At 75.2% G+C, this 19,719-nt stretch carries 22 protein-coding genes and 2 pseudogenes; 7 read left to right on the top strand and 17 right to left on the bottom strand.

Features of this window, described 5'->3' with window-relative positions; translation table 11 throughout:
- Positions 1-237 precede the first annotated feature (237 nt).
- Positions 238-741, bottom strand: coding sequence for a universal stress protein (locus KIK08_RS03075; RefSeq protein WP_214401420.1), 504 nt, complete (start codon positions 739-741; stop codon positions 238-240).
- Between the two features lie 204 nt (positions 742-945).
- On the opposite strand from KIK08_RS03075, the gene KIK08_RS03070 reads away from it, so the two are divergent.
- The 6 genes and pseudogenes from KIK08_RS03070 (at position 946) to KIK08_RS03050 (ending at position 4,947) form a co-directional block, all read left to right on the top strand.
- Positions 946-1,158 (top strand): DUF1918 domain-containing protein, encoded by a 213-nt coding sequence (locus KIK08_RS03070; protein WP_308257353.1) that lies wholly within the window; start codon positions 946-948, stop codon positions 1,156-1,158.
- 153 nt (positions 1,159-1,311) lie between these two features.
- Positions 1,312-1,933 (top strand): annotated as a pseudogene (locus tag KIK08_RS39500) (cytochrome ubiquinol oxidase subunit I); the annotation flags it as partial.
- 101 nt (positions 1,934-2,034) lie between these two features.
- Positions 2,035-2,364, top strand: coding sequence for a cytochrome ubiquinol oxidase subunit I (locus KIK08_RS39490; RefSeq protein ID WP_408004625.1), 330 nt, complete (start codon positions 2,035-2,037; stop codon positions 2,362-2,364).
- Positions 2,365-2,420: 56 nt separating this feature from the next.
- Positions 2,421-2,843 carry a pyridoxamine 5'-phosphate oxidase family protein gene (locus KIK08_RS03060; protein ID WP_214401419.1) on the top strand — a complete coding sequence of 141 codons (423 nt, stop codon included), beginning with the start codon at positions 2,421-2,423 and terminating at the stop codon, positions 2,841-2,843.
- Between the two features lie 101 nt (positions 2,844-2,944).
- Positions 2,945-3,616, top strand: coding sequence for a CBS domain-containing protein (locus KIK08_RS03055; RefSeq protein ID WP_214401418.1), 672 nt, complete (start codon positions 2,945-2,947; stop codon positions 3,614-3,616).
- Entirely contained in the window at positions 3,613-4,947 is a 1,335-nt protein-coding gene (locus KIK08_RS03050; protein WP_214401417.1) for a wax ester/triacylglycerol synthase domain-containing protein, read from the top strand. The genes KIK08_RS03055 and KIK08_RS03050 overlap by 4 nt, the downstream gene beginning before the upstream one ends.
- Positions 4,948-4,953: 6 nt before the next feature.
- On the opposite strand, the gene KIK08_RS03045 is transcribed toward KIK08_RS03050, so the two are convergent.
- The 3 genes from KIK08_RS03045 to KIK08_RS03035 form a co-directional block, all read right to left on the bottom strand.
- Positions 4,954-5,808 carry a CPBP family intramembrane glutamic endopeptidase gene (locus KIK08_RS03045; RefSeq protein ID WP_214401416.1) on the bottom strand — a complete coding sequence of 285 codons (855 nt, stop codon included), beginning with the start codon at positions 5,806-5,808 and terminating at the stop codon, positions 4,954-4,956.
- 141 nt (positions 5,809-5,949) lie between these two features.
- Positions 5,950-6,087 (bottom strand): 2TM domain-containing protein, encoded by a 138-nt coding sequence (locus KIK08_RS03040; RefSeq protein WP_214401415.1) that lies wholly within the window; start codon positions 6,085-6,087, stop codon positions 5,950-5,952.
- A gap of 283 nt (positions 6,088-6,370) precedes the next feature.
- Positions 6,371-8,056: a sensor histidine kinase gene (locus KIK08_RS03035; RefSeq protein WP_250556193.1), complete on the bottom strand. Its 1,686-nt coding sequence runs from the start codon at positions 8,054-8,056 to the stop codon at positions 6,371-6,373.
- A gap of 622 nt (positions 8,057-8,678) precedes the next feature.
- Between KIK08_RS03035 and KIK08_RS03030 the strand changes: the two genes are divergently transcribed.
- On the top strand, positions 8,679-9,332 hold the full coding sequence (locus KIK08_RS03030) for a response regulator (RefSeq protein WP_214401413.1): 654 nt from the start codon (positions 8,679-8,681) through the stop codon (positions 9,330-9,332).
- Positions 9,333-9,372: 40 nt separating this feature from the next.
- On the opposite strand, the gene KIK08_RS03025 is transcribed toward KIK08_RS03030, so the two are convergent.
- From KIK08_RS03025 to KIK08_RS02970, 13 genes and pseudogenes are all read right to left on the bottom strand, one after another.
- A complete protein-coding gene (locus tag KIK08_RS03025) occupies positions 9,373-10,833 on the bottom strand; it encodes a DUF4389 domain-containing protein (protein ID WP_214401412.1) in 1,461 nt (486 codons plus the stop codon).
- Complete coding sequence (locus tag KIK08_RS03020; RefSeq protein WP_214401411.1) at positions 10,830-11,594, bottom strand: SRPBCC family protein; 765 nt, start codon at positions 11,592-11,594, stop codon at positions 10,830-10,832. The genes KIK08_RS03025 and KIK08_RS03020 overlap by 4 nt, the downstream gene beginning before the upstream one ends.
- Positions 11,591-12,133: a flavodoxin gene (locus tag KIK08_RS03015; RefSeq protein WP_214401410.1), complete on the bottom strand. Its 543-nt coding sequence runs from the start codon at positions 12,131-12,133 to the stop codon at positions 11,591-11,593. Before KIK08_RS03015 ends, KIK08_RS03020 begins: the two co-directional genes overlap by 4 nt.
- A 154-nt stretch (positions 12,134-12,287) precedes the next feature.
- Positions 12,288-12,533 carry a PLD nuclease N-terminal domain-containing protein gene (locus KIK08_RS03010; protein WP_214401409.1) on the bottom strand — a complete coding sequence of 82 codons (246 nt, stop codon included), beginning with the start codon at positions 12,531-12,533 and terminating at the stop codon, positions 12,288-12,290.
- A 1-nt stretch (position 12,534) separates the two neighbouring features.
- Entirely contained in the window at positions 12,535-14,217 is a 1,683-nt protein-coding gene (locus KIK08_RS03005; protein WP_214401408.1) for an ABC transporter permease, read from the bottom strand.
- Positions 14,210-15,130 (bottom strand): ABC transporter ATP-binding protein, encoded by a 921-nt coding sequence (locus KIK08_RS03000; protein WP_214401407.1) that lies wholly within the window; start codon positions 15,128-15,130, stop codon positions 14,210-14,212. Before KIK08_RS03000 ends, KIK08_RS03005 begins: the two co-directional genes overlap by 8 nt.
- 18 nt (positions 15,131-15,148) lie before the next feature.
- The gene (locus tag KIK08_RS02995; protein ID WP_250556192.1) at positions 15,149-16,168 is read right to left on the bottom strand and encodes a zinc-dependent alcohol dehydrogenase; all 1,020 of its coding nucleotides are present in this window, start codon (positions 16,166-16,168) and stop codon (positions 15,149-15,151) included.
- Positions 16,169-16,348: 180 nt separating this feature from the next.
- The gene (locus tag KIK08_RS02990; protein ID WP_214401406.1) at positions 16,349-16,828 is read right to left on the bottom strand and encodes a universal stress protein; all 480 of its coding nucleotides are present in this window, start codon (positions 16,826-16,828) and stop codon (positions 16,349-16,351) included.
- A gap of 115 nt (positions 16,829-16,943) precedes the next feature.
- Positions 16,944-17,825, bottom strand: coding sequence for a universal stress protein (locus tag KIK08_RS02985; RefSeq protein ID WP_214401405.1), 882 nt, complete (start codon positions 17,823-17,825; stop codon positions 16,944-16,946).
- Positions 17,826-17,883: 58 nt separating this feature from the next.
- On the bottom strand, positions 17,884-18,186 hold the full coding sequence (locus tag KIK08_RS02980; RefSeq protein ID WP_214401404.1) for a universal stress protein: 303 nt from the start codon (positions 18,184-18,186) through the stop codon (positions 17,884-17,886).
- Complete coding sequence (locus tag KIK08_RS42170; RefSeq protein ID WP_408004632.1) at positions 18,072-18,587, bottom strand: universal stress protein; 516 nt, start codon at positions 18,585-18,587, stop codon at positions 18,072-18,074. The genes KIK08_RS02980 and KIK08_RS42170 overlap by 115 nt, the downstream gene beginning before the upstream one ends.
- Positions 18,574-18,804: pseudogene (locus tag KIK08_RS42165) on the bottom strand (universal stress protein); the annotation flags it as partial. The pseudogene KIK08_RS42165 and the gene KIK08_RS42170, both read right to left, overlap by 14 nt.
- Before the next feature lie 94 nt (positions 18,805-18,898).
- Positions 18,899-19,501 (bottom strand): CBS domain-containing protein, encoded by a 603-nt coding sequence (locus KIK08_RS02970; RefSeq protein ID WP_214401402.1) that lies wholly within the window; start codon positions 19,499-19,501, stop codon positions 18,899-18,901.
- Between the last annotated feature and the right edge of the window lie 218 nt (positions 19,502-19,719).

Raw genomic sequence — 19,719 nt, 5'->3', positions numbered from 1 at the left:
GGCAGGCCGGCGCGCTCCAGCCGGGCGAGTTCCACGGCTGCCGCACCGACGTCGGCGGCATCTGCCTCGCTCAGGTCGTCGAGCCTACGCACGGTCGGGCGTGCGGCGCCGGCCGCGGCGGCGCGGACGCCGACGCGCGCGGCCTCCGGCGGCAGCCGGCCTATCGGCGCCGAGAGCGTCCTCACCGCTGCTCCCCCGGTCGCGCCGCCCCGTCCGCGTCCGTGCGCCCCGCGCCCGTCACGCCGGGGCGGTCGCTGCGTCGGCGGCCGGCTCGGTCACGGCCTCCTCGACCGCCGTCGTCGGGACGACGGTGACCGTGCAGGCCGCGTGCAGCAGGACGTGCAGCCCCACCGAACCCAGTACCCGGCTGGCCAGGCCACCGCGCCCGCGGTGCCCGACGACCAGCAGGTCCGCGTCGTGGGACTGCTCCACCAGTGCCTTCGCCGGCGACCCGAGCAGACCCACGGCCTCGATCGGAACCGCGAGGGCCGTGCCGCCGAGCTCCTCGGCGACGGCACGGAGCATCCCGCGGGTGCGCGACTCCACATTCGCGGTGACCTCGCTCGGGCTGGGGGCGACCACGACCTCGTAGCCCTCGTACCAGGTCTCGGGCATCTGGAAGGCCCGCACGGCGACCACCCGCGCCCCGCGGCGCGCCGCCTCGGCGAGGGCGTGGCGCACGGCGGCCCGCGAATGGTCCGAGCCGTCCACGCCCACCACGATCTTCTGCTGCTTGCTCATCTCGGCCTCCCGTCGCCGGTCTCGAGGTCGACGATGGCCGTCGGGCGACCGCGCGGGCAGGAGGCGATCGGCCCCTCGGCAGGGGCACCTCGTCCCGAGCACCCGCCACCCGACCGGGGCACGACCCGCCGCAGGCCGAAGGTCCCGCCCCGCGCACCCCTGCGGCCCTGCCGCGTGCGGGGCCGGCCGCGGACCCTGCTCGCGGTGGACCGAACCGAGGAGGACGCGATGCTCAACGCCACCGTGGGCGACGAGATCGTCATCGGCACGACGACCCTGGACGTCCCGCGCCGGCGCGGCCGGATCGTGGAGGTCATCGGAACCGGGGAGCGGGAGCACTACCGGGTGCGTTGGGAGGACGGGCACGAGTCGCTGTACTTCCCCGGCCCCGACGCCCACCTCGTCCGGGCGCGCTGACCCGCCCGCAAGCCGACTGAGGGCCGTTCGGCCCGTCGGGTTCGGGCCGCTGGTCCGGCCGGGCGGGCCCGGTCGCCCCCTGCCTGCGCGCCGGGTGCTGATCGACGCTCTTCGACGAGCGCCGGGGCGCCGGCCGGGTCCTGCCGAGGAGCGATGAACCTCGATCTCGCACGGTGGCAGTTCGCGATCACCACCGTGTACCACTTCCTGTTCGTCCCGCTGACGATCGGGCTGTCGCTGCTGGTCGCCGGCATGCAGACAGCCGCCTTGTCGGCGACATCTTCGGCGCCCCGCTGGCCATCGAGGGCCTGCCGGCGTTCTTCCTGGAGTCCACCTTCCTCGGACTGTGGATCTTCGGTTGGGACCGGCTGCCCAGGCCGGTGCACCTGGCCTGAATCTGGCTGGCCTCCATCGGCACCGTGCTGTCGGCCTACTTCATCCTGGCTGCCAACTCCTGGATGCAGCACCCTGTCGGCTCGGTCGTCAACGACGCCACCGGCCGGGCCGAGCTGACCGACATCGGCGCGGTGCTGACCAACTCCACCGCGGTCGGGGCGTTCCTGCACACCATCACGACCTGCTTCGTCACCGGCGGGGTGTTCGTGCTGGCCATCAGCCCTACCACCTGGCCCGCGACCGCGACATCGACGTGTTCCGGCCATCCATGCGGCTCGGCCTGGGCACGGTGCTGATCGCGAGCGTCGGCGTGGTCGTCACCGGCGACCTGCAGGCCCGGCTGATGACCGAGCAGCAGCCGATGAAGATGGCCGCGGCCGAGGCGCTCTACGACACCGTCGCCCCGGCGTCGTTCTCGCTGTTCAGCATCGGCACCCCGGACGGGGTCGCAAGAGGTCTGGAGCATCCGGGTGCCCCCGGGTGCTGTCGTTCATGGCCGGCTCCTTCGACGGCGAGGTCGAGGGCATCAACGACCTGCAGGCGCCGGCCGAGCAGCAGCACGGGCCCGGCGACTACACTCCGAACATCCCGACGACCTACTGGACGTTCCGGTTGATGATCGGGTTCGGGGCGCTGGCCGGGCTGGTGTCGGTGCTCGGGCTGTGGTTCACCCGGCGCCGCGCGACCCGCTCGGTCCCCCGCTGGTTCTACGTCGCCGTGCTGGCCGCGCTGATCACCCCGTTCGCGGCCAACAGCGTCGGCTGGATCTTCACCGAGATGGGCCGCCAGCCCTGGCTGGTCTTCGGATGATCCGAACGGGACCTTCGACCCCAGCGGACAGGGCCGCCGTGCCGCAGTATTCGGTGGTGCAGCGATCCGCCCGACCCCGCGACGAACCCCGCGAGCTCGTCGAGCTCGACCGCGCCGCGTGCCTGCGCCTGCTGGGCACGGCCGCCGTCGGACGGGTGATCTTCACCGAGGCCGCGCTGCCCACCGCCCAGCCGGTCAGCTTCCTGCTCGACGACGAGGAGGTCGTTTTCCAGACCTCCGGCGGCAGCAAGCTCGCGGTGGCCGGGCGCCATCACGTCGTCGCGTTCGAGGTCGACGACCTCGACCCGGTGACCCGCACGGGGTGGAGCGTGGTCGGCGTGGGCGAGGCCTACGAGGTCGTCGACCCGCAGCGGCTCGCCGAGCTCGCCGGGCGCATCCCGGCGCCGTGGGCCACCGGCCGCACCGGGCACGTCATCAGCATCCCGCTGCAGCGGTTGACCGGGCGCCGCCTGGGCTGATGGCGGGGGTGCGCGGGCCCGGACGGCACGGGGCCGTGGTCCCGGTCGGATCCGGACCGAAGCCCCTGCCCGCCCCGCCGCCGCCGGTCGACGATGGCACCGTGAAGAACCTGACCGTTTCCGACGTCATGACCCGGGGCGTGCTCACCGCCCGGGCCGGAACGCCCGTCAAGGAGCTCGCGCGGATCATGGTCGAGCACCGCGTCAGCGCGCTGCCCGTGCTGGACGACGACGACCGCCTGATCGGCGTCGTGTCCGAGGCCGACGTGATCCTCAAGCAGGGCCACCAGATCCCGCGGCGCCCGCACTGGTGGGAGCCGATGGAGCAGCGCGACGCCGTGCGCCGCGCTGCCGGCGACACCGCGGGCCGGCTGATGTCCACCGCGCCGGTGTCCATCGCCACCGGCAGCAGCATCCCGCAGGCCGCCCGGCTGATGGCCGACCACGGGGTGAAGCGCCTGCCGGTCGTCGACGCCCAGGACCGGGTGGTCGGCGTGGTGAGCCGGCACGACCTGCTCAAGGCGTTCGTACGGAGCGACGACGACATCCGCGCCGACGTGCTCGGCGAGGTGTTCGTGCACCTGCTGTGGGACGACCCAACAGAGGTGGACGTGCAGGTGCGCGACGGCGTGGTCGAGATGGTCGGCACCGTCGACCGGCGCAGCACCGCTGAGGCCGCGGAGCGCCTGGTGCGCCGGCTCGACGGCGTCGTCGACGTCGTCGCGAACCTGGGCTTCCGCGTCGACGACCGCGGGCTGGCCCGCCGCCGGTGAGCGGCACGGCGCTGCCCGCGCTGGACCGGGCAAGCCCTGCCGACCTGACCGTGCTGGCCGCGGATCGCCGCCGCGGCGCTCCCGGGCAGATCGGCGTGGTCCTGGTGCTCGACGCGGGCCCCGGCGTGGACGTGCGCGCAGCCCGCGCGGCGCTCGCGGCCCGGGCGCCCGCCGTCCCCCGGTTGCGCCAGCGGCTGCGGGTGCTCCCGCCGGGGCTGGGCCGGCCGCTCTGGGTCGACGACGCTGCGTTCGCCGCCGAGAGCCACATCCGGTCGCCGGAGTGCGCGGAGCCGCTCGACGAGCCGGCGCTGCTCGACGTCGCCGCGCGGGCCACGACCCGCCCCCTGCCCCGATCGCAGCCGCTGTGGCGGGCCGTGGTCGTGCCGGTGACGGGCGGCCGGGTGGGTGTCGTGCTGGTGCTGCACCACGGCGTCGCCGACGGCATCGGCGGGCTGGCCGTGCTCGGGCGGCTCCTCGACCCCGCGCGCGCAAGGCCCCGCGCGGACTTCCCGCGGCCGGTCCCGGGGTGGTGGGTGCTCGCGGCCGACGCCGCCCACGACGCCGTCCGCGCCGCCATCGGGCTGCCCGCGGTCTTCGGCGAGCTGCACCGGGTCCGAGCCGCCGGTGGGGTACCGGGCACGCTCACCCCCACGTCCCTGCTGCACCCCACCGGTCGGCACCGGCGCCTGGCGGTGGCGCGCGTCGACCTGGCCGCCGTGCGGCGCACGGCGCACCGCCACGGCGGCACCGTGAACGACGTGCTGCTCGCGGCTGTCGCGGGTGCGCTGCGGCGGGCGCTGGTCACCCGCGGGGAGCGAGCGGTCGAGAGCCTGCGGATCGCGGTCGTGGCGGCTGGCCGGCGGACGGCGTCACCGGAGGAACCCGGGAACGCGACCGGTCCGCTGGTGGTCGCGGTGCCGGCCGGGGGCCCGCTCGGCGACCGCGTCGAGCGGATCGCCGGTGCCGTGCCCGCGGTGCGCGCCGCCGCGGACGCGGGAGCCGCCGGGAGCCCGGGCGTCGGGGCGCTGCAGCCGCTGTTCCGATTGGTGGCGCGCACCGGGCTCTACCGCGCCTACCTCAGCCACCAGCACCGCATGCACACGCTGCTCAGCAACGTGCGCGGCCCCGAACAGGCGCTGCGGCTCGGCGGGGCGACCATCCGCGAGATGATCCCGGTGTCGGTCGGCGAAGCCGGCAACATGACCGTGCAGTTCGTCGCTCTCTCCTACGCCGGCGGGCTGGTCGTGACCGTCGTCGCCGACCCCCGCCACGTCCCGGACACCGACGGCATCGCGCACGCGCTGCAGGCGGAGCTGGACGGGGCGCGCTGACCGCGCTCAGCGCGGCGGTGGCCCGAGCACGCTCGCCGTACCGTGGCGGTGGGCGCGCAGCTCCAGCAGCACCAGCACCGCCGCCCACAGCATCACCAGCGCGCTGACCACCGCAGCCACCGTCCCGGTGCCCGCCGCCGTGCCGCTGGCGATGGTGAACAGGCCGTGCCACAGGGCGACGAGCGCCACGCTCCCGCTGCGGTTGACCAACCAGCCCAGCACGATCGAGCCGGCGGTCAGCCCGAGCAGCCAGCCCACGACCGTCGCGGCGTCGAACTCCCGGAAGGAGGTGAGGAGCCCGAACATCGGGACGTGCCACCCCGCCCACAGGACCGCGAGCACCAGCATGGCGGCCAGCGGGGCGAGGCGGCGCTGCAGCGCCGGCAACGCGAACCCGCGCCAGCCGGTCTCCTCGCCGACTCCGTTGACCACCACGACGACCAGGCCGACGAGCAGCGGTCCCCACGCCGCCGGCAGCCCGGACATCACCCCGAAGTCCGCCACCGCGGGCAGCGGGGCCCCGGTCACAGAGGCCACGAGCAGGCCGACCAGCAGCATGCCCAGCGGGCTCACCGCGACCAACCACCACCGGGCGGGCACGCGAACGCGCACCATCCGCGCCACCAGCCCGCGCAGCTCGCCCGCGCGGGCCGCCACGAGCAGTGCCGCGACCATCGGACCGAGGAGCGCGGGGAAGTGCGTCGGCCACCCGTCACCGGGCGAGACCACGCCACCGGAGATCCACACCGGGGCGAGCCAGGCCCACGTCAGGCCGTAGGCGAGCACGAGGTAGGCGAGCAGCCCGCCGCCCCGGCCGGATCCGGCCGCCCTCGGCGGCAGTTGCACGTCAGAGCTGGACAACGCGACCTCCTCCGATCACTGTGGCAGCAGTCGGAAGGGTGACTCCGGACGGCAGCGCGGCACGGCAGCGCGTCGCGGTCCACGCGACCAGCGGCCGTCCGACCGCGGATCGGTCGGGCGGCCGTTTGCCGCGGTCCGGGCCTAGCGCAGCCGGTCCATCTCCGCCCGGATGCGCTCCTCGGTCAGGCGGTCGCGACCGAACACCTCCCAGCCGTGGGCGACCAGGCCGATGCCCCATCCGAAGATGGGGAATACCGGCCAGAAGAACGCCGCCCCCATCGTCCACCAGCAGCGCGTTCGTGGCCAGGAAGACGACCAGGTGGGTGCGGAACTCGGCCTGCTTGCGCAATCGCTGTACCCTGCGTTCGCGCAGCTCCTCCTCCGTCGTCGGCTGTACCTTCTCCTCGGGGACCATGTCGGTGTCCTTCCCCGGGATGTCCCCCGTCCCGTCGGGTGCGACCGGGCTCTCCGGCCGTCACGGCGATCCTGCGCCGGTCCACGACGGTCGAGCAGGGCCGTTCGTCCCGGTTCGCGGTGGTCCGACGGCTCGGCGGGACGCGGATCAGGCGGGTTCGAGCGGGACCCGCCAGGTGAGCCGGGTGCCGTGCGGGACGACCGGCAGCACGCTCACCGACCCGCCGCAGTCGCGCGCCCGCTGCTCGAGGTTGCGCAGGCCGCTGCGGGCGGCCAGGGGGTCGATCCCGACGCCGTCGTCGGTGACGTCGACGACGAGCACACCGTCGCCCGCCTCCACGGTTAGCGTGATCGCACCCGCGTGGCCGTGGCGGACGGCGTTGCTCACGCCCTCGCGGACCACGGCCACGGCGTGCACGCCGATGTCGTCGGGGACCAGCGCGTCGACGGGCCCGGAGATCCGCACCGCCGGGGAGACGCCCGCCCCCACCGCCTCGGCCGCGGTGTCCAGCAGCCGCCTGCGCAGCCCGCCCGCGCTGCCCTCGTCGAGGGTGTGCAGGTCGAAGATGGCGGTGCGGATCTCGCGGACGGTCTCGTCGAGATCGGCCACCGCCTGCTGTATCCGCGCGGAGGCGGCCGGCTCCGCGATGCGGCGCAGGGTGCTCTGCAGCTGCAGGCCGGTCGCGAACAGCCGCTGGATGACGTGGTCGTGCAGGTCCCGCGCGATCCGGTCGCGGTCGGCGAACACGTCCAGCTTGCGCTGGGCGCGGTTCTTCTCCCCCAACTGCAGGGCCAGTGCGGCCTGGTCGGCGAACGAGGTGAGCAGCGGGACGACACCGGGTTGGAAGGGATCGGTGCCGTCGCGGCGCAGAGCGAGCAGGGCACCGGAGACCCCGTCCTGCGCCCGCAGCGGGACCGCGACGACCGAGCCGTGCCCGGGCGCGCCGTCCGACCCGGTCAGCACATCGCCCTCGGGGCCGGCGATCACGGCCGCCCGCCCCTCCACGACCTCCTGCAGCACAGTGTTCCGGATCCCGACTTCCCGCTCGACCAGCGCGTCGTCGGCCGCTCCGGCCAGCGCCCGGATGTGGAACGTGTCGTCCCCGTCGCCCCGCCCGAGCAGGATCGCCGTGGCGTGGGCGCGGGTGAGCTCGAGCGTGCGCTGCGCGATCAGCGTCAGCGCGTCGGCCTCGCTCGCCCCGCCGAGCAGCTCGGCCTGCACCTCGCCGGAGGCGGCCAGCCACAGCTGGCGGCCGCGGGCCTGCTCGAACAGGTCCGCGTTCTGCACCGCGACACCGGCCGCGGCGGCCAGCGCCTCCAGGATCGCCTCGTCGGACTGGGTGAACTCCTCGCCCCCGGCCTTCTCGGTGAGGTAGAGGTTGCCGAACACGGAGTCGCGGACGCGGATCGGCACGCCGAGGAAGCTGCGCATCGGCGGGTGGTTCTCCGGGAAGCCCACCGACGCCTCGTGCGCGCCCAGGTCGGGCAGCCGCAGCGGGTGCGGGTGCAGGATGAGCTGACCGAGCAGGCCCTTGCCCTCGGGCAGCGGCCCCATCCGCGCGCGGGTCTGCTCGTCCAGCCCGACGTGCAGGAACCGGCTGAGCCCTCCGCCGGGGCCGAGCACACCGAGCGCGCCGTAGCGGGCGTCGACCAGGTCGACCGCCGCCTCCACGATGCGGTGCAGCGTGGTGTCGAGGTCGAGGTCCTCGGCCACGACCAGCACGGCGTCGAGCAGCCGCTGCATCCGGTCGCGGGTCCGCATCACCTCCTGGAGGCGGTCCTGCACCTCGCGGAGCAGCTCGTCCAGGCGCAGCCCGGACAACACGTCCGACATTGGTCGGGAATGACCGGCCCCCTCCTGCGCCGCCATCTCGCCCCCCTCGTCCGATGTCCGCCGCGGAGATCACCAGGCGTGACCGAGCCTGGCACGACCTGACGTCACCGGGCAACCGTCCGGCCGTTCGGACCGGGACCTCCGGCCCTGCCCCGCCGGCCATCCGGCGCAGATCCTGGGGAGGACAGCACGATCAGGGAGGCCGCCATCGAGGTCGGGCATCTCGCCGCCCACCCGAGACCCTGGACGACCCCCCCGGTCACCGCGGTTATGACGCCACGGTCGTCGCCGTCACCCCCGGGCTCCCCACCGCGCTGCAGCTGATGGCCGTCGCCGGCGTCCGGCTCCTGCCGGTGCTCGATGGCGCCCGGTGCGCGGGCGTGTGGTCGAGACCGACATCGTGCAGGCGATCGCGGTGGGGCGGTGCCGACCGTCGGCGAGCTGGCCCGACCGGTGCGGGTGTGCCCGGCACCGCGCGGCGGTCCGAGGCCGCCCGCGCCGCTGATGGGATCTGTCGGGCACGATCGGGGGCGGACGGCGGCCAGGCGGCGGGTCGAAGGTCCCTTCACGGCGGGACCTGCTCGCCTTCCGGTCCGGTGGGCACCTGGCTACCGTCACAGGCGTGACCACCACCGTGTTCCTGCTCGACGACCACGAGATCGTCCGGCGCGGCATCGCCCAGCTCCTGGAGAGCGAGGACGACATCCAGGTCATCGGCGAGGCCGGAACCGCCGCCCAGGCGCTCGCCCGCATCCCCGCCCTGCGCCCGGACGTCGCCATCCTCGACGTCCGCCTCCCCGACGGCGAGGGCGTCTCGGTGTGCCGCGACGTGCGTGCCGCGATCGACCCGCCACCGGCCTGCCTGATGCTCACCTCGTACTCCGACGACGAGGCCCTCTTCGGCGCGATCATGGCCGGCGCCGCGGGTTACCTGCTCAAGCAGGTCGCAGGCACCGACCTGGTCGGCGCAGTGCGCACGGTCGCCGCGGGCGGCTCACTGCTCGACCCCCGCGCCACCGCCGCCGTGCTCGAGCGGCTGCGCAAGGGCAACGAACCCGAGGACCCGCGCTACGCCTCGCTCAGCCCCCAGGAGCGGCGCATCCTCGGGCTGATCGCCGACGGGCTGACCAACCGCCAGATCGGCGCCGAGATGTTCCTGGCCGAGAAGACGGTGAAGAACTACGTCTCGTCCCTGCTGCACAAGCTCGGGATGTCGCGCCGCACCGAGGCCGCCGTCTACGCCGCCGAGCGCAAGCAGACGGGTCGCACGGGCTGAGGTCCGGGCCGCCCGACATCGGGCCCGGACCCCGACCCGTTCAGCCGACCGGTCGCCGCGGGACGGCCAGGCCGACCAGCAGCGCGCCCGCCAGCAGCGTGGCACCGGCCCCGATGAACAGGCCGGTCCACACCCAGTGCAGGCCGGGCACGGTCGCACCGCCGGACACCCGGGCGTCGACGGGCCGGGAGCCGTCGGCGTTCATGACCACGACCGCCCAGCGGCCGTCGACCGCGGTCCAGGTCAACTGCTGGACGCCGGGACCGGACACCGACGCCGCCCAGAAGTCCTGCGCACCGGGCGCAGTGGCCGGGGCACCGCCGGGCACCCAGGTCGTGCGGCGGGCGTCGGCGGCGGGGCCACCGATCACGTCGCGGCCGACACCGCCGAGGTAGGACCGCACGTCCTCGGCCGGCCCGATGCCCACGAAGACGGTCCCATCCCGTGCGGCGGCCCGCACGCGGACGACACCGAGCAGCGAGGCCGGGTCGACGTAGCGGACCTGGGAGCCGTCGGCGGGGACGAGGTCGACGGCGTCGAACTGCAGCGCGTGGCCCGGGCTGGTGAACCACCGGTCCGGCGTGCTGAGGAAGCCGTCGGCGTCGCGGCCGACGCGGTCGGCGGCGAGCAGGGTGCCACCACCGACCGCCATGCCCAGCGCCGCCGCGACGAGCACCGACCCGACCACGACCGAGACGACCCGGCCCGCGTTCCACCCGTGGGTGGGTGGGGTCGGAGGGGGTGGTGCGACGGACGTCCCGGTCGGCGCCGTCGGCGCGGGGGTGTCGATCGGTCCGGCCCCGGTCACCGTGATCGAGGCGGGGTCGGTCCCGCCGGTGTCGAGCCGGAACGGCGGGTAGGCGTCGGTCATCAGCGCCGCGTACGCGACCACCCGCAGCACCCAGCGGTGCATGCCGAGCACCAGGTCGAACACGCCGCGCGGGTACCGCCCGGTGAACAACAGGGCGATCCCGGCGATCAGCACCAGCAGCCCGATCAGCCCGCCGGCGGCGGTGGTCGACCAACTGCCGGCTTGCGAGCTCGACTCGCCGAGGCGCCACACCGCGTACGTGCCGCCCCCGACGAAGAAGGCGGTGATGAGGTAGTGCGGCAGCGCGAGCAGCCACTTGACCAGGACCAGGCCGCGGGACAGGTGCTCCGGCCGGGTGATGTGCAGGGTGGCCGGGTAGTCCGGCACCTCGCCCAGGGTGAACGGCGGGTACCGATCGGTGCCCAGCGCCCCGTAGGCGTAGTAGGCGACGCGCCACGTCCAGCGCAGCACGCCCGTGGTGAACTCGAAGATCGACTCCGGGTAGCGGCCGGTCGCCAGGATCGCCACGAACGCGACGACCGACAGCACCGCGAACGCCACCCACAGCGGCGCCAGCACGATCAGGTGCGGGATCACCAGCACCCATTTGACCAGCCACAGCCACCGGCTCAGGTGCTCGTCGAGCCGGGCGTCGATGCGGACCGGGCCGCCGGTGGTCGCCGCGGTCATGACGCACCCGCCGGGGCGTCCAGGACGGTGGTTGCGCTGCGCACCGGTCGGGGCCGCGGCGGCGCCTGTCGCCCGTCCGGCCAGACGGCGCGTTCGGCGCGCTGCTTGACGCCCAGCAGCATCCGCCTGGTCATGATGGTGGTGACCGGCTCGATGGCCGCTGTGGCCAGGCCCAGCGCCCGAGACGCGGGCCGTTGGGCGCGCGAGCGCGACAGCAACCGGCAACTCCTGGCGTCCAGCGGTTCGATCTCGAACGTCCAGACGGCGTTCCACGGGTGCTCGGGCGGCGACTGGCGCAGCACGAGGACCCGCTCGGGCTCGATGCGCGCCACCACCATCGCGTACCCGTCGGGCAGCGGGCCCCAGCCCGGCGGCACCACGGTGATGCGGTCGCCGATCGCCAGGTCCTGCCACTCCTCGTGCACCCGGTCGGCGCTGTGGATGTCCAGGCCGATCGCGTTCTCCAGCCGGTCATAGCTGTACATCCCGCCGCGGCCCTGTCCCATCTGCACCAGCCAGCGCCAGACCTCGGCGGCCGGGGCGTCGACGTTGACCGCCCGCGTCGTGGTGCGCGCGGGCTCGGGGACCAGGTCGTCGCCGGGCAGCGGTGCGCCCGTCTCGGTGGGCAGCGCGCCCCAGTCGCGCGAGCGCCGCAGCACGACCCCGGCCGCGGCCACCGCGGTCACGGCGCCGACCACCAGCGCCTCCGCGACGAGCGCCTGCCGGAGCGCTCCCGTGATCGTCCTTGCGAGATCCTTCATCGTCCGCTCCGTTCCGCCTCGCGGGCCGTGACCCGGGCGAGAAGCGCCGCGCCCCACAACCGGGCCCGCTCCGCCTCGCCGTCCACCAGCGGGCCCTTGGTCCCGCTCACCCGGAACGACTCCGGCCCGCAGACGCGCTCGAAGCCCAACCGCCGCAACCTGCGCAACGCCGCAGCAGCCGCCGAACCCGGCAACCGCGGACGGTCCGCGCGGGTGTCGAAGGCCGCCGCGATCCGCCGGCCCTCGACCGGCGGCAGGCCCGCCAACCATTCGCGCAGCCCCACCTCCGCCGGAACGGCACCGCCACCGGCCTGCTCGGCCGCCGACCGGCGCGTCGAGGCGCGCGTCATCCCGAACGCGTGCGTCGGCCCGCCGACCACCAACAGGTCGGCCGACCGTACGGCGGCCGCTTCCGCATCCACCGCCTCCGCGACGTCGACGACCCGCACGTGCGTCCGCTGCCCCAGCCCCGCGGCCACGGCCTCGGCGATCCGGCGCGTGTTGCCGAACACCGACTCCACCACGACAAGCGCATCCATGCCGTCCCTCCTCCAACCCTCCGCGAGCGCATTCGCGGTCCTGTTCGCGCAGCACGAGCCTGCGCCTCGGCCGGGCCCACCGGCAGGGCTGCATCGCCTGTCACCGGCGGGACCTGGGTCGACCGGCCGCGGGCCGTTGGTCCTGCCGCGTCGATCAGCTCGTCCGACCGCGGCCCAGTTCGCACCGTCCGAACGCGAAGTACGCCAGTGGTCCGACGAAGTTGACGAACGATGCGAGCGCCCACGCCCAGCGCGGCCCGTTCACCTGCGCCGCGGGGCGCCGGCGCAGGTCCGCCAGTGCCGCGACGAGCAGTCCGACCTGCACCGTCGCTCCGACCACCACGCCGGCGCGCCCCGCCGGCGGCAGTTCGCTCCAGCTCCGCGCGTTGCCGATCGCCATCTCAGACCTCCTCGTGGGTGCGGTCCGCGACGACCTGCCGCGGACCGTGTCCGTCGGGCCCGGTGCGCGCCCGCGCGGGTTCGACGGCCCGCCAGGAGCGACCGGGCCGCAGGAGCCGGGCCGCCACCGCGGCGCCCACCAGCCCCCACACCAGCAGCACGGCCAGGTGGTGCCAGGCCACCGGGGCCCAGGAGCCCGCCCGCAGGGCCTCGTCGAGCGCGTCGCCGAGATGCTGCAGCGGGAACACCGAGGCCACCGCCCGCACCACGGCCGGTTCCGGCGCACCGAACGGGAAGAGCCCGGACAGGAACGACATCGGCAGCAGCAGGGCCAGCGACACCACCGAGAACGCCTTGCCCGTGCGGATGGCCGCGGCCAGCGCCGTGCCGAGGGCCAGCAGGCAGGCGGTGCCCAGCACCAGTACGAGCAGCAGCGCCGGGACCCCGCGCGGGGCGATCCGCACATCGAACATCGCCACCCCCGCGGCCAGCACCAGCGCGGCGGTGATCGCCCCCATGCCCAGGGCCGACATCCCCCGACCGGCGAGGTAGGCCCACGCCGGCAGCGGCGTGCCGCGCAGCCTGCGCAGGACCCCGCGGTCGCGGGCCACCGCCGTCGCCTCGGGCAGGTTGACGAAGGCGGTCACCGCAACGCCGTACGCGACCAGGCCCGGGGCCAGCGCCTGCGGGTAGGGGATCCCGTCGAACACTGCGCCTCCCCAGACGGCGCCGAGCACCACGAACAGCAGCCCGGGGAACACCACGGCGAAGAACCAGGCGCCGGGGTCGCGCCACTGCGTCCGGTCGGCGTAGGAGAGCTGACCGAGGATCAGGGTGAGCGCGGAGCGGCGGCGCGGCGCCGCGGCGCCCCACGCGGCGTGGGCCCGTCGGGAACCTCGGTGGGGTTCCCACCGGAAGGCGCGCAAGGCCACCAGGGCCCCCATCAGCCCCCATGCCGCCACGACCACGAGGTGCACCCACCCGAAGCCGTCGGCGGTGAACGGGTCGAACGGGTCGCGCAACGCGGCCACCAGGTGCCGCAGCGGGAAGAACCAGCCCACCGCGTCCAGCCAGCCCGGCGCCGCGCCGCCCGCAGTGAACATGTCGGAGACGAACCCGAGCACGACGACCGATCCGATGGTGGCCGCCTGCGCGGTCGCACCGGTGGGCACGAGCGCGGCGACGCCGAGGGCGAGCGCGGCCAGCGCCGCGATCCCGACCACCAGGACGACGAGCGCGCCGGGCAGTTCGGCGAGGTCGACGCGCACACCGAAGGCCAGGACGCCGGCGGCGACCATGATCGCCGTCCCGAGCAGGGCGACGACCGTCGCGCACAGGACCTGCCCGGCCAGGAAGGCCGCGGGCGGTGAGGGGGTCCCCCGCAGGCGCTTGAGCTCACCGCGCTCGCGGGCCAGCACGATCGTGACCGCCGGCGTGACGAACGCGGCCATCGCCACGGCGAACACCGCGGCCACCGGGGTGAGCAGTTGGGCCAGGCGCACCCCGGCGCCCGGCGGGCCGATCTCCTGGTTCCCGACGACCAGCACGACGGTGCCCAGCCAGCCCAGCGGGAACGCCAGCGTGAAGAACGCCGCGAGCGGCGTGCGCAGGAAGGAACGCGCCGCGTGCCGGGCGTGCGCGAGCACAGCGCGCCGCGGGCGCGCGGGAACCGTCTTCTCAGCCATCGGTCCGCTCCGCGTCCCGCACGAGGTCGAGGTAGACCTCCTCCAGCGACGGCCGCCCCAGGCTCAGCGCCTCCAGCTCGACCCCGCGGTCCACCGCCCACCAGGTCAGGGTGTGCAGGTCGTGGGTCGGCTCGCGGGTGAGCACCCGCACGGCCGAGCCGGTGACCGTCAGCCGGTCGCCGAGGTCGGGCAGCTGGGCCGTGCCGACGCCGGCCGGGAGCCGGAACCCGATCGTCGACCCGCCCGCCATGTGCCGTTCGGCCAGTTCGGCAGGCGTGCCCAGGGCGACCAACCGGCCGCCGACGAGGACGCCGACCCGGTCGGCCAACCGCTGCGCCTCCTCCATGTAGTGCGTGGTCAGCAGCACGGTCGTGCCGTGCTCGCGCAGGCCGTCGATGACGTCCCAGGCGTGCTGGCGGGCGGCCGGGTCGAACCCGGTGGTCGGCTCGTCGAGGAACAGCAGGTCCGGGTCGCCGATCAGGGCCAGGGCCAGGTCGGCGCGCCGGCGCTGGCCGCCGGACAGCGCCGCGGTGCGGGTGTCGGCGGCGTCGACCAGCCCGACCTGGGCGAGCACGTCATCGACGGGTCGCGGCCGGGGGTAGAAGCCGGCGTAGAGGGTGAGCAGCTCGCGGGTGCTGAACGCCTCGTCCAGCCCGGCGTCCTGCAGCATGATCCCGATCCGCTCGCGGAACGCCGTGCCCCCGGTTTGCGGGTCGAACCCGAGCACCGTCACCCGTCCCGCGTCGCGGCGGCGGTGGCCTTCCAGTAGCTCCATGGCGGTCGTCTTGCCGGCCCCGTTGGGGCCGACGACGGCGACCAGCTCGCCGGTGCCGACCGACAGGCTCAGCCCTTCGAGCGCCGTCCTCGAGCCGTACGCCTTGCGCAGGTCCTCGACCACGACTGCGCTGTCCATGGCACGTCTCCTCCCCGCTCAGAACTCCAGCACGATGCGGGCCGGGACCGAGCCGGACAGCACCTCGGCGAAGCAGGCGTTGACCTCGTCGAGCTTGCGCGACCGTGCGATCACCCGGGTGCGGCCCGCGGCGTGCAGCGCGAAGACGTCGGCCAGGTCCTGGCGGGTCCCGACGATGGAGCCGATGACGGAGATGCCGCCGAGCACGGTGTCGAAGATCGGGATGTGCAGGGCTCCCTCGGCGGGAAGGCCGACGCAGACCAGCCGGCCGCCGCGGCGCAGCGACCGGTAGGCCTGTTCGAACGACTCCGGTGCCGCGGCCAGGGCAACGGCGACGTCGAGGCCGCCGAGCTCGCGGATCTTCGCGACGGGGTCCTCGGTACGGACGTTGACGACGTGGTCGGCGCCCAGCTCGGTGGCCAGCGCCAGCTTGTCGTCCTCGACGTCGACGCCGACCACCAGCCCGCCGACGATCCGCGCGTACTGCACGGCGAGGTGGCCCAGCCCGCCGACGCCGAACACGCCGACCCGCTCCCCCGGCTCCACCCGGGCCGCCTTGATCGCCTTGAACGTGGTGACGCCCGCGCAGGTGAGCGGGGCGGCGTCGAAGGAGGACACCGCGTCCGGCACGGGGACGGCGAACCGCTCGTCGGCCAGGGCGTACTCGGCGTAGGCCCCATCGACGGAGTAGCCGCTGTTGGTCTGGGCCTCGCACAGGGTCTCCCGGCCCGACACGCAGTACCGGCACCGCCCGCACGCCGAACCCAGCCAGGCGATGGCGACCCGGTCGCCGACCCTGCGCTGCGCCGCACCCGGGCCGACCCGCTCGACCAGGCCGACACCCTCGTGCCCCGGGGTGAACGGCGGCTGGGGCTTCACCGGCCAGTCGCCGCGCGCGGCGTGGATGTCGGTGTGGCAGATGCCGCTGGCCAGCATGCGGACCAGCACCTGGCCCGGGCCCGGCTCGGGCACGGCCACGTCGCGGATCTCCAGCGGGGCGCCCAGCGCGGGCACGACCGCGGCCTTCATGGTGTTCATGGACATCCTCTCGTCGGTGTCCACCCTGACCCGGGAGCCCGTGCCGCGATCAGAGCCCGACGTCCCTTCGACCGGGGGCCTTCGGTCGCCGGCCCGCGGGACCCGGTGGAACGGCAGCGGCCGGCCGGGTCCCGGCGGACCCGGCCGGCCGCTGTCACCGGTTCAGCGCACGTCCAGGGCTCAGGGCGCGTCGGTCCGCACGATCGTGACCGGGCAGGTCGCGTGCAGCACCGACTGCAGCCCCACCGACCCGAGCAGCGCGCTGGTCACCGCCCCGCGTCCGCGGTGCCCGAGGACGAGCAGCGCCGCCCCCTTGGCCGCCTCGGTCAGCTGGTGCCAGGCGACCCCGGTGCGCGCCTCCACCGTCACCGCCACCTTCGCGGCCGTCTCCGGGTGGGCCGCGAGCACCTCGTCGGCGAACTTCCGCGCCTCCGCGCGGGTCCGGTCGACGATCTCTGTCGGTGGCGGAGGGCTGCTCAACCCGTAGGTGACCGCCCAGTAGTCGGGTACCGGCGCCACGGCGACGATCCGCAGCTCGGCCCCGCGCAGCGCGGCCTCCTCCAACGCGTACTCGACCGCAGCCCGCGAGCCGGGCGAGCCGTCGATTCCGACGACGACGTCCCCGGTGGTGGCTTCCTCGGCTGTCCTCTCGACCGTCATCTCGCGCTCCTGTCTCCGTCGCCGGCCGTCCTGCCGGTACGCGACGAGCATCGCGCCGGCGCGCGGCCGCGACGACGGGCCGAACGGTCCGTCCGCGACGGCACTGGTCCCCCGCTCAGCCCACCTCCGGGCGCACCACCGCGACCGGGCAGTGGGCGTGCTGCAGCACGGCGTGGCTGACCGAGCCCATGACGAGCCCGGCGAGGTTGCCGCGCCCGCGAGAGCCCACGACGACGAGCTGGGCGTCGAGCGAGCGCTCGACGAGCGTGTGCGCCGCCGAATCGCGCTCGACGACTTGGGTGAGCGACACCTCGGGGTGCTTCTCGGCCCACCCGGCCAGGCGCTGGGCCAGCTTGGTGCGTTGTTGCTCCCGCAGGGCGGTCCAATCGATCATGGCGGCGACGTGCGCGTCGTAGACGTGCTCCAGCCAGGTGTGCACGGCGACCAGCGGGGCTCCGCGGCTCGTGGCCGCCGCGAAGGCGAACGCGATGGCGGCCTCGCTGGACGGGGAGTCGTCGACGCCGACGACGACTGGCGCCGGACCTGTGGCCTCGTGGGTGTCGCCGCGGACCACGACAACCGGGCACGCCGCCGCAACCGAAAGCGCGACGGCGACCGACCCGAGCACGAGCCCGGTCAGCCCGCCCCGGCCGCGGCTGCCGAGCACCAGCAGCTGGGCGCGCGCCGCCTCCTCGACCAGCACGTCGACGGGGGAGCCGACGACGCCCTCGCTGTCGATGCGGCCGCCGGGAAAGGCGGCCTCGACCACCTCCCGTGCGGCGTCCAGGTCCCGCTCGGCGCGCTTCTGCAGGTCGCTGCGGTGCGACTCGCCGAGCCCGACGCCCCCGTCGAACTGACGCGTCCACGGGTACGCCGTCATCAGGCGCAGGGGTGCGCCACGGCGGCGTGCTTCGAGCGCGGCCCACCGGGCGGCGTCCAGCGCGCTGGCGGACCCGTCGATCCCGACCACGACGGGCCGGTCACTGAATGCGGTCATCTTCTCCTCCTCGGACGCTGCTTCCGCACACACCGTGCGCGTCGTCGGAGGTCGACGGTCAGTGGCCGTGGACCGCAGCCGGCAGGTCGTTGGTCCCGCGGGCCGCGGCGGTCGGCAGCACCACGAAGGGGCAGGGCGCGAACTCCACGAGGCCGCGGCTGGTGGAGCCGAGCAGCATCTCCCCGACGGGGGCGCGCTCGTCGCGCTGCCCCACGACGATCATCCGCGCCGACGCCGCGTGGTCCATCAGCACGCGCAGGGCCGTGCCGGCCTCGACCCGGCGGTGGAACCGCACCTCCGGGCGGTCGTCGAGGGCCCGCGCCAGCGCGTCGTCGAGCTCGGTCCCGGCCTCGGCGACCAACCGGGCCCACTGCTCGTGGCGCCGGTGGGGGGCGCCGCCGGCCTCGGGGCGCCGCCGGCCTCGGACACGTCGGTGAAAGCATGCACCGCGAGCAGTTCAGCGCCGGTCGCGGCGGCCAGGTCGGCGCCCAGGACCAGGGCGCGCACCGAGGCCCGCGAGCCGTCCACCCCGACCACGACGGGTCCCCGGCGCGGCGGCGAAACCAGGGGCGCCTTGCCCCGCACCACCGCGACCGGGCACGGAGCCCGCTCGATCAGGGTCAACCCGGTCCGCCCGGCGAGCATGCCCGACCACGCGGCCTCGCCGTAGCTGCCGACCACCAGCAGCCGGGCACCCGCGGCCCGTCGCACCAGCAGCTGATCGGTCCCCCCCGGCGACGATCTCGGAGTCGGTGGCCTCAGCGTCCGCCCGGACGGCGCGGTCCACGATCTCCCGCAGCCAGTCCGGCACCCCCTCCGGGGCCGCGTCCTGGGGATAGCCCGGGACGACGTGCACGAGGTGCAGCGGGCAGCGCAGGACGGCAGCCAGGTCGGCCGCCCACTCGGCGGCGTCGCGCGCGGAGTCGGACGAGTCGACGCCCACCACGATCGGCGGGCGGGACGACGTGGAGCTGGTCATGGCGGCCTCCTCACGGCGGTTGGCCCCAGCGTCGGCGGGCAGCCCGTTCCCGACCAGGGTCCGCGGACCCTGGTCGGAGGGCGTGCGGTCCCGGTCAGGTCTCGTCCGGCAGCACCTGCACGTGCAGCACCCCGCGCACGGACGCCGCGACGACGCTGGCCGGGTGCTCCTCGGCCGGGTCGGCGAGCGCGTCGCGCAACGTGACCTGACCGCCCTGCACCGCGACCCCCCACCGGCCCGGACCGGCGTAGGCGGCCAGCCGGTGGCGCACCTCGGCGGCGATCGCGCTGTCGGTCCGGGCGAAGGTGGCCAGCACGTCGCGGCGGCTCACGATGCCGACCAGCCCCGCACCGGCCCGGACCACCGGCACCGACCGGATCCCCAACGCCCGCATCCGGGCCACCACGTCGGCGACGTCGGTGATCGGCGTGACCGTCAGCACCTGCGTCGTCATCACCTCGCCCACCCGCGACGGCGGGATCGTCGCCAGCTCCTCAGGCAGCATCGAGCGCGCGTCGTGCCGCACCCGGCCGCGCAGCAGATCGGCCTCGGTCACGATGCCGACCAGCTCGCCGTCGCCGTCCACCACGGGCAGGGCGGTGAAGCCCCGCCCGGTCAGCAGGACCGCCGCGGCCCGGACCGGGGTATCCGGCCGGACCGTCACCACCGGCCGCGTCATCACCTCGCGCACCAACACGTCGCACCGCTCCTTCGCCTGCGGGGCCGGTGCGGTGGTGCCCGCCCGGTGCTCCCCGGTCGGCGTCCACCGTGACCGCCCCGCGCCCGCCCCGGCAGGGCGCAGCGGCCCGCAACGGCGGGACCGACGGCCTGTGCGCGACCCGTCCCTCGGCCCTGGGCGCGCGCCGCGCGACGTCGAAGCATGAGTCCGACGTGCGGTGACGACGTGCGCTGACG

Source organism: Pseudonocardia lacus (assembly GCF_018531445.1).
Taxonomy (GTDB): domain Bacteria; phylum Actinomycetota; class Actinomycetes; order Mycobacteriales; family Pseudonocardiaceae; genus Pseudonocardia; species Pseudonocardia lacus.
Note: the sequence above shows the minus strand (reverse complement) of the source record. Positions and strands in the feature narration are given on the sequence as shown.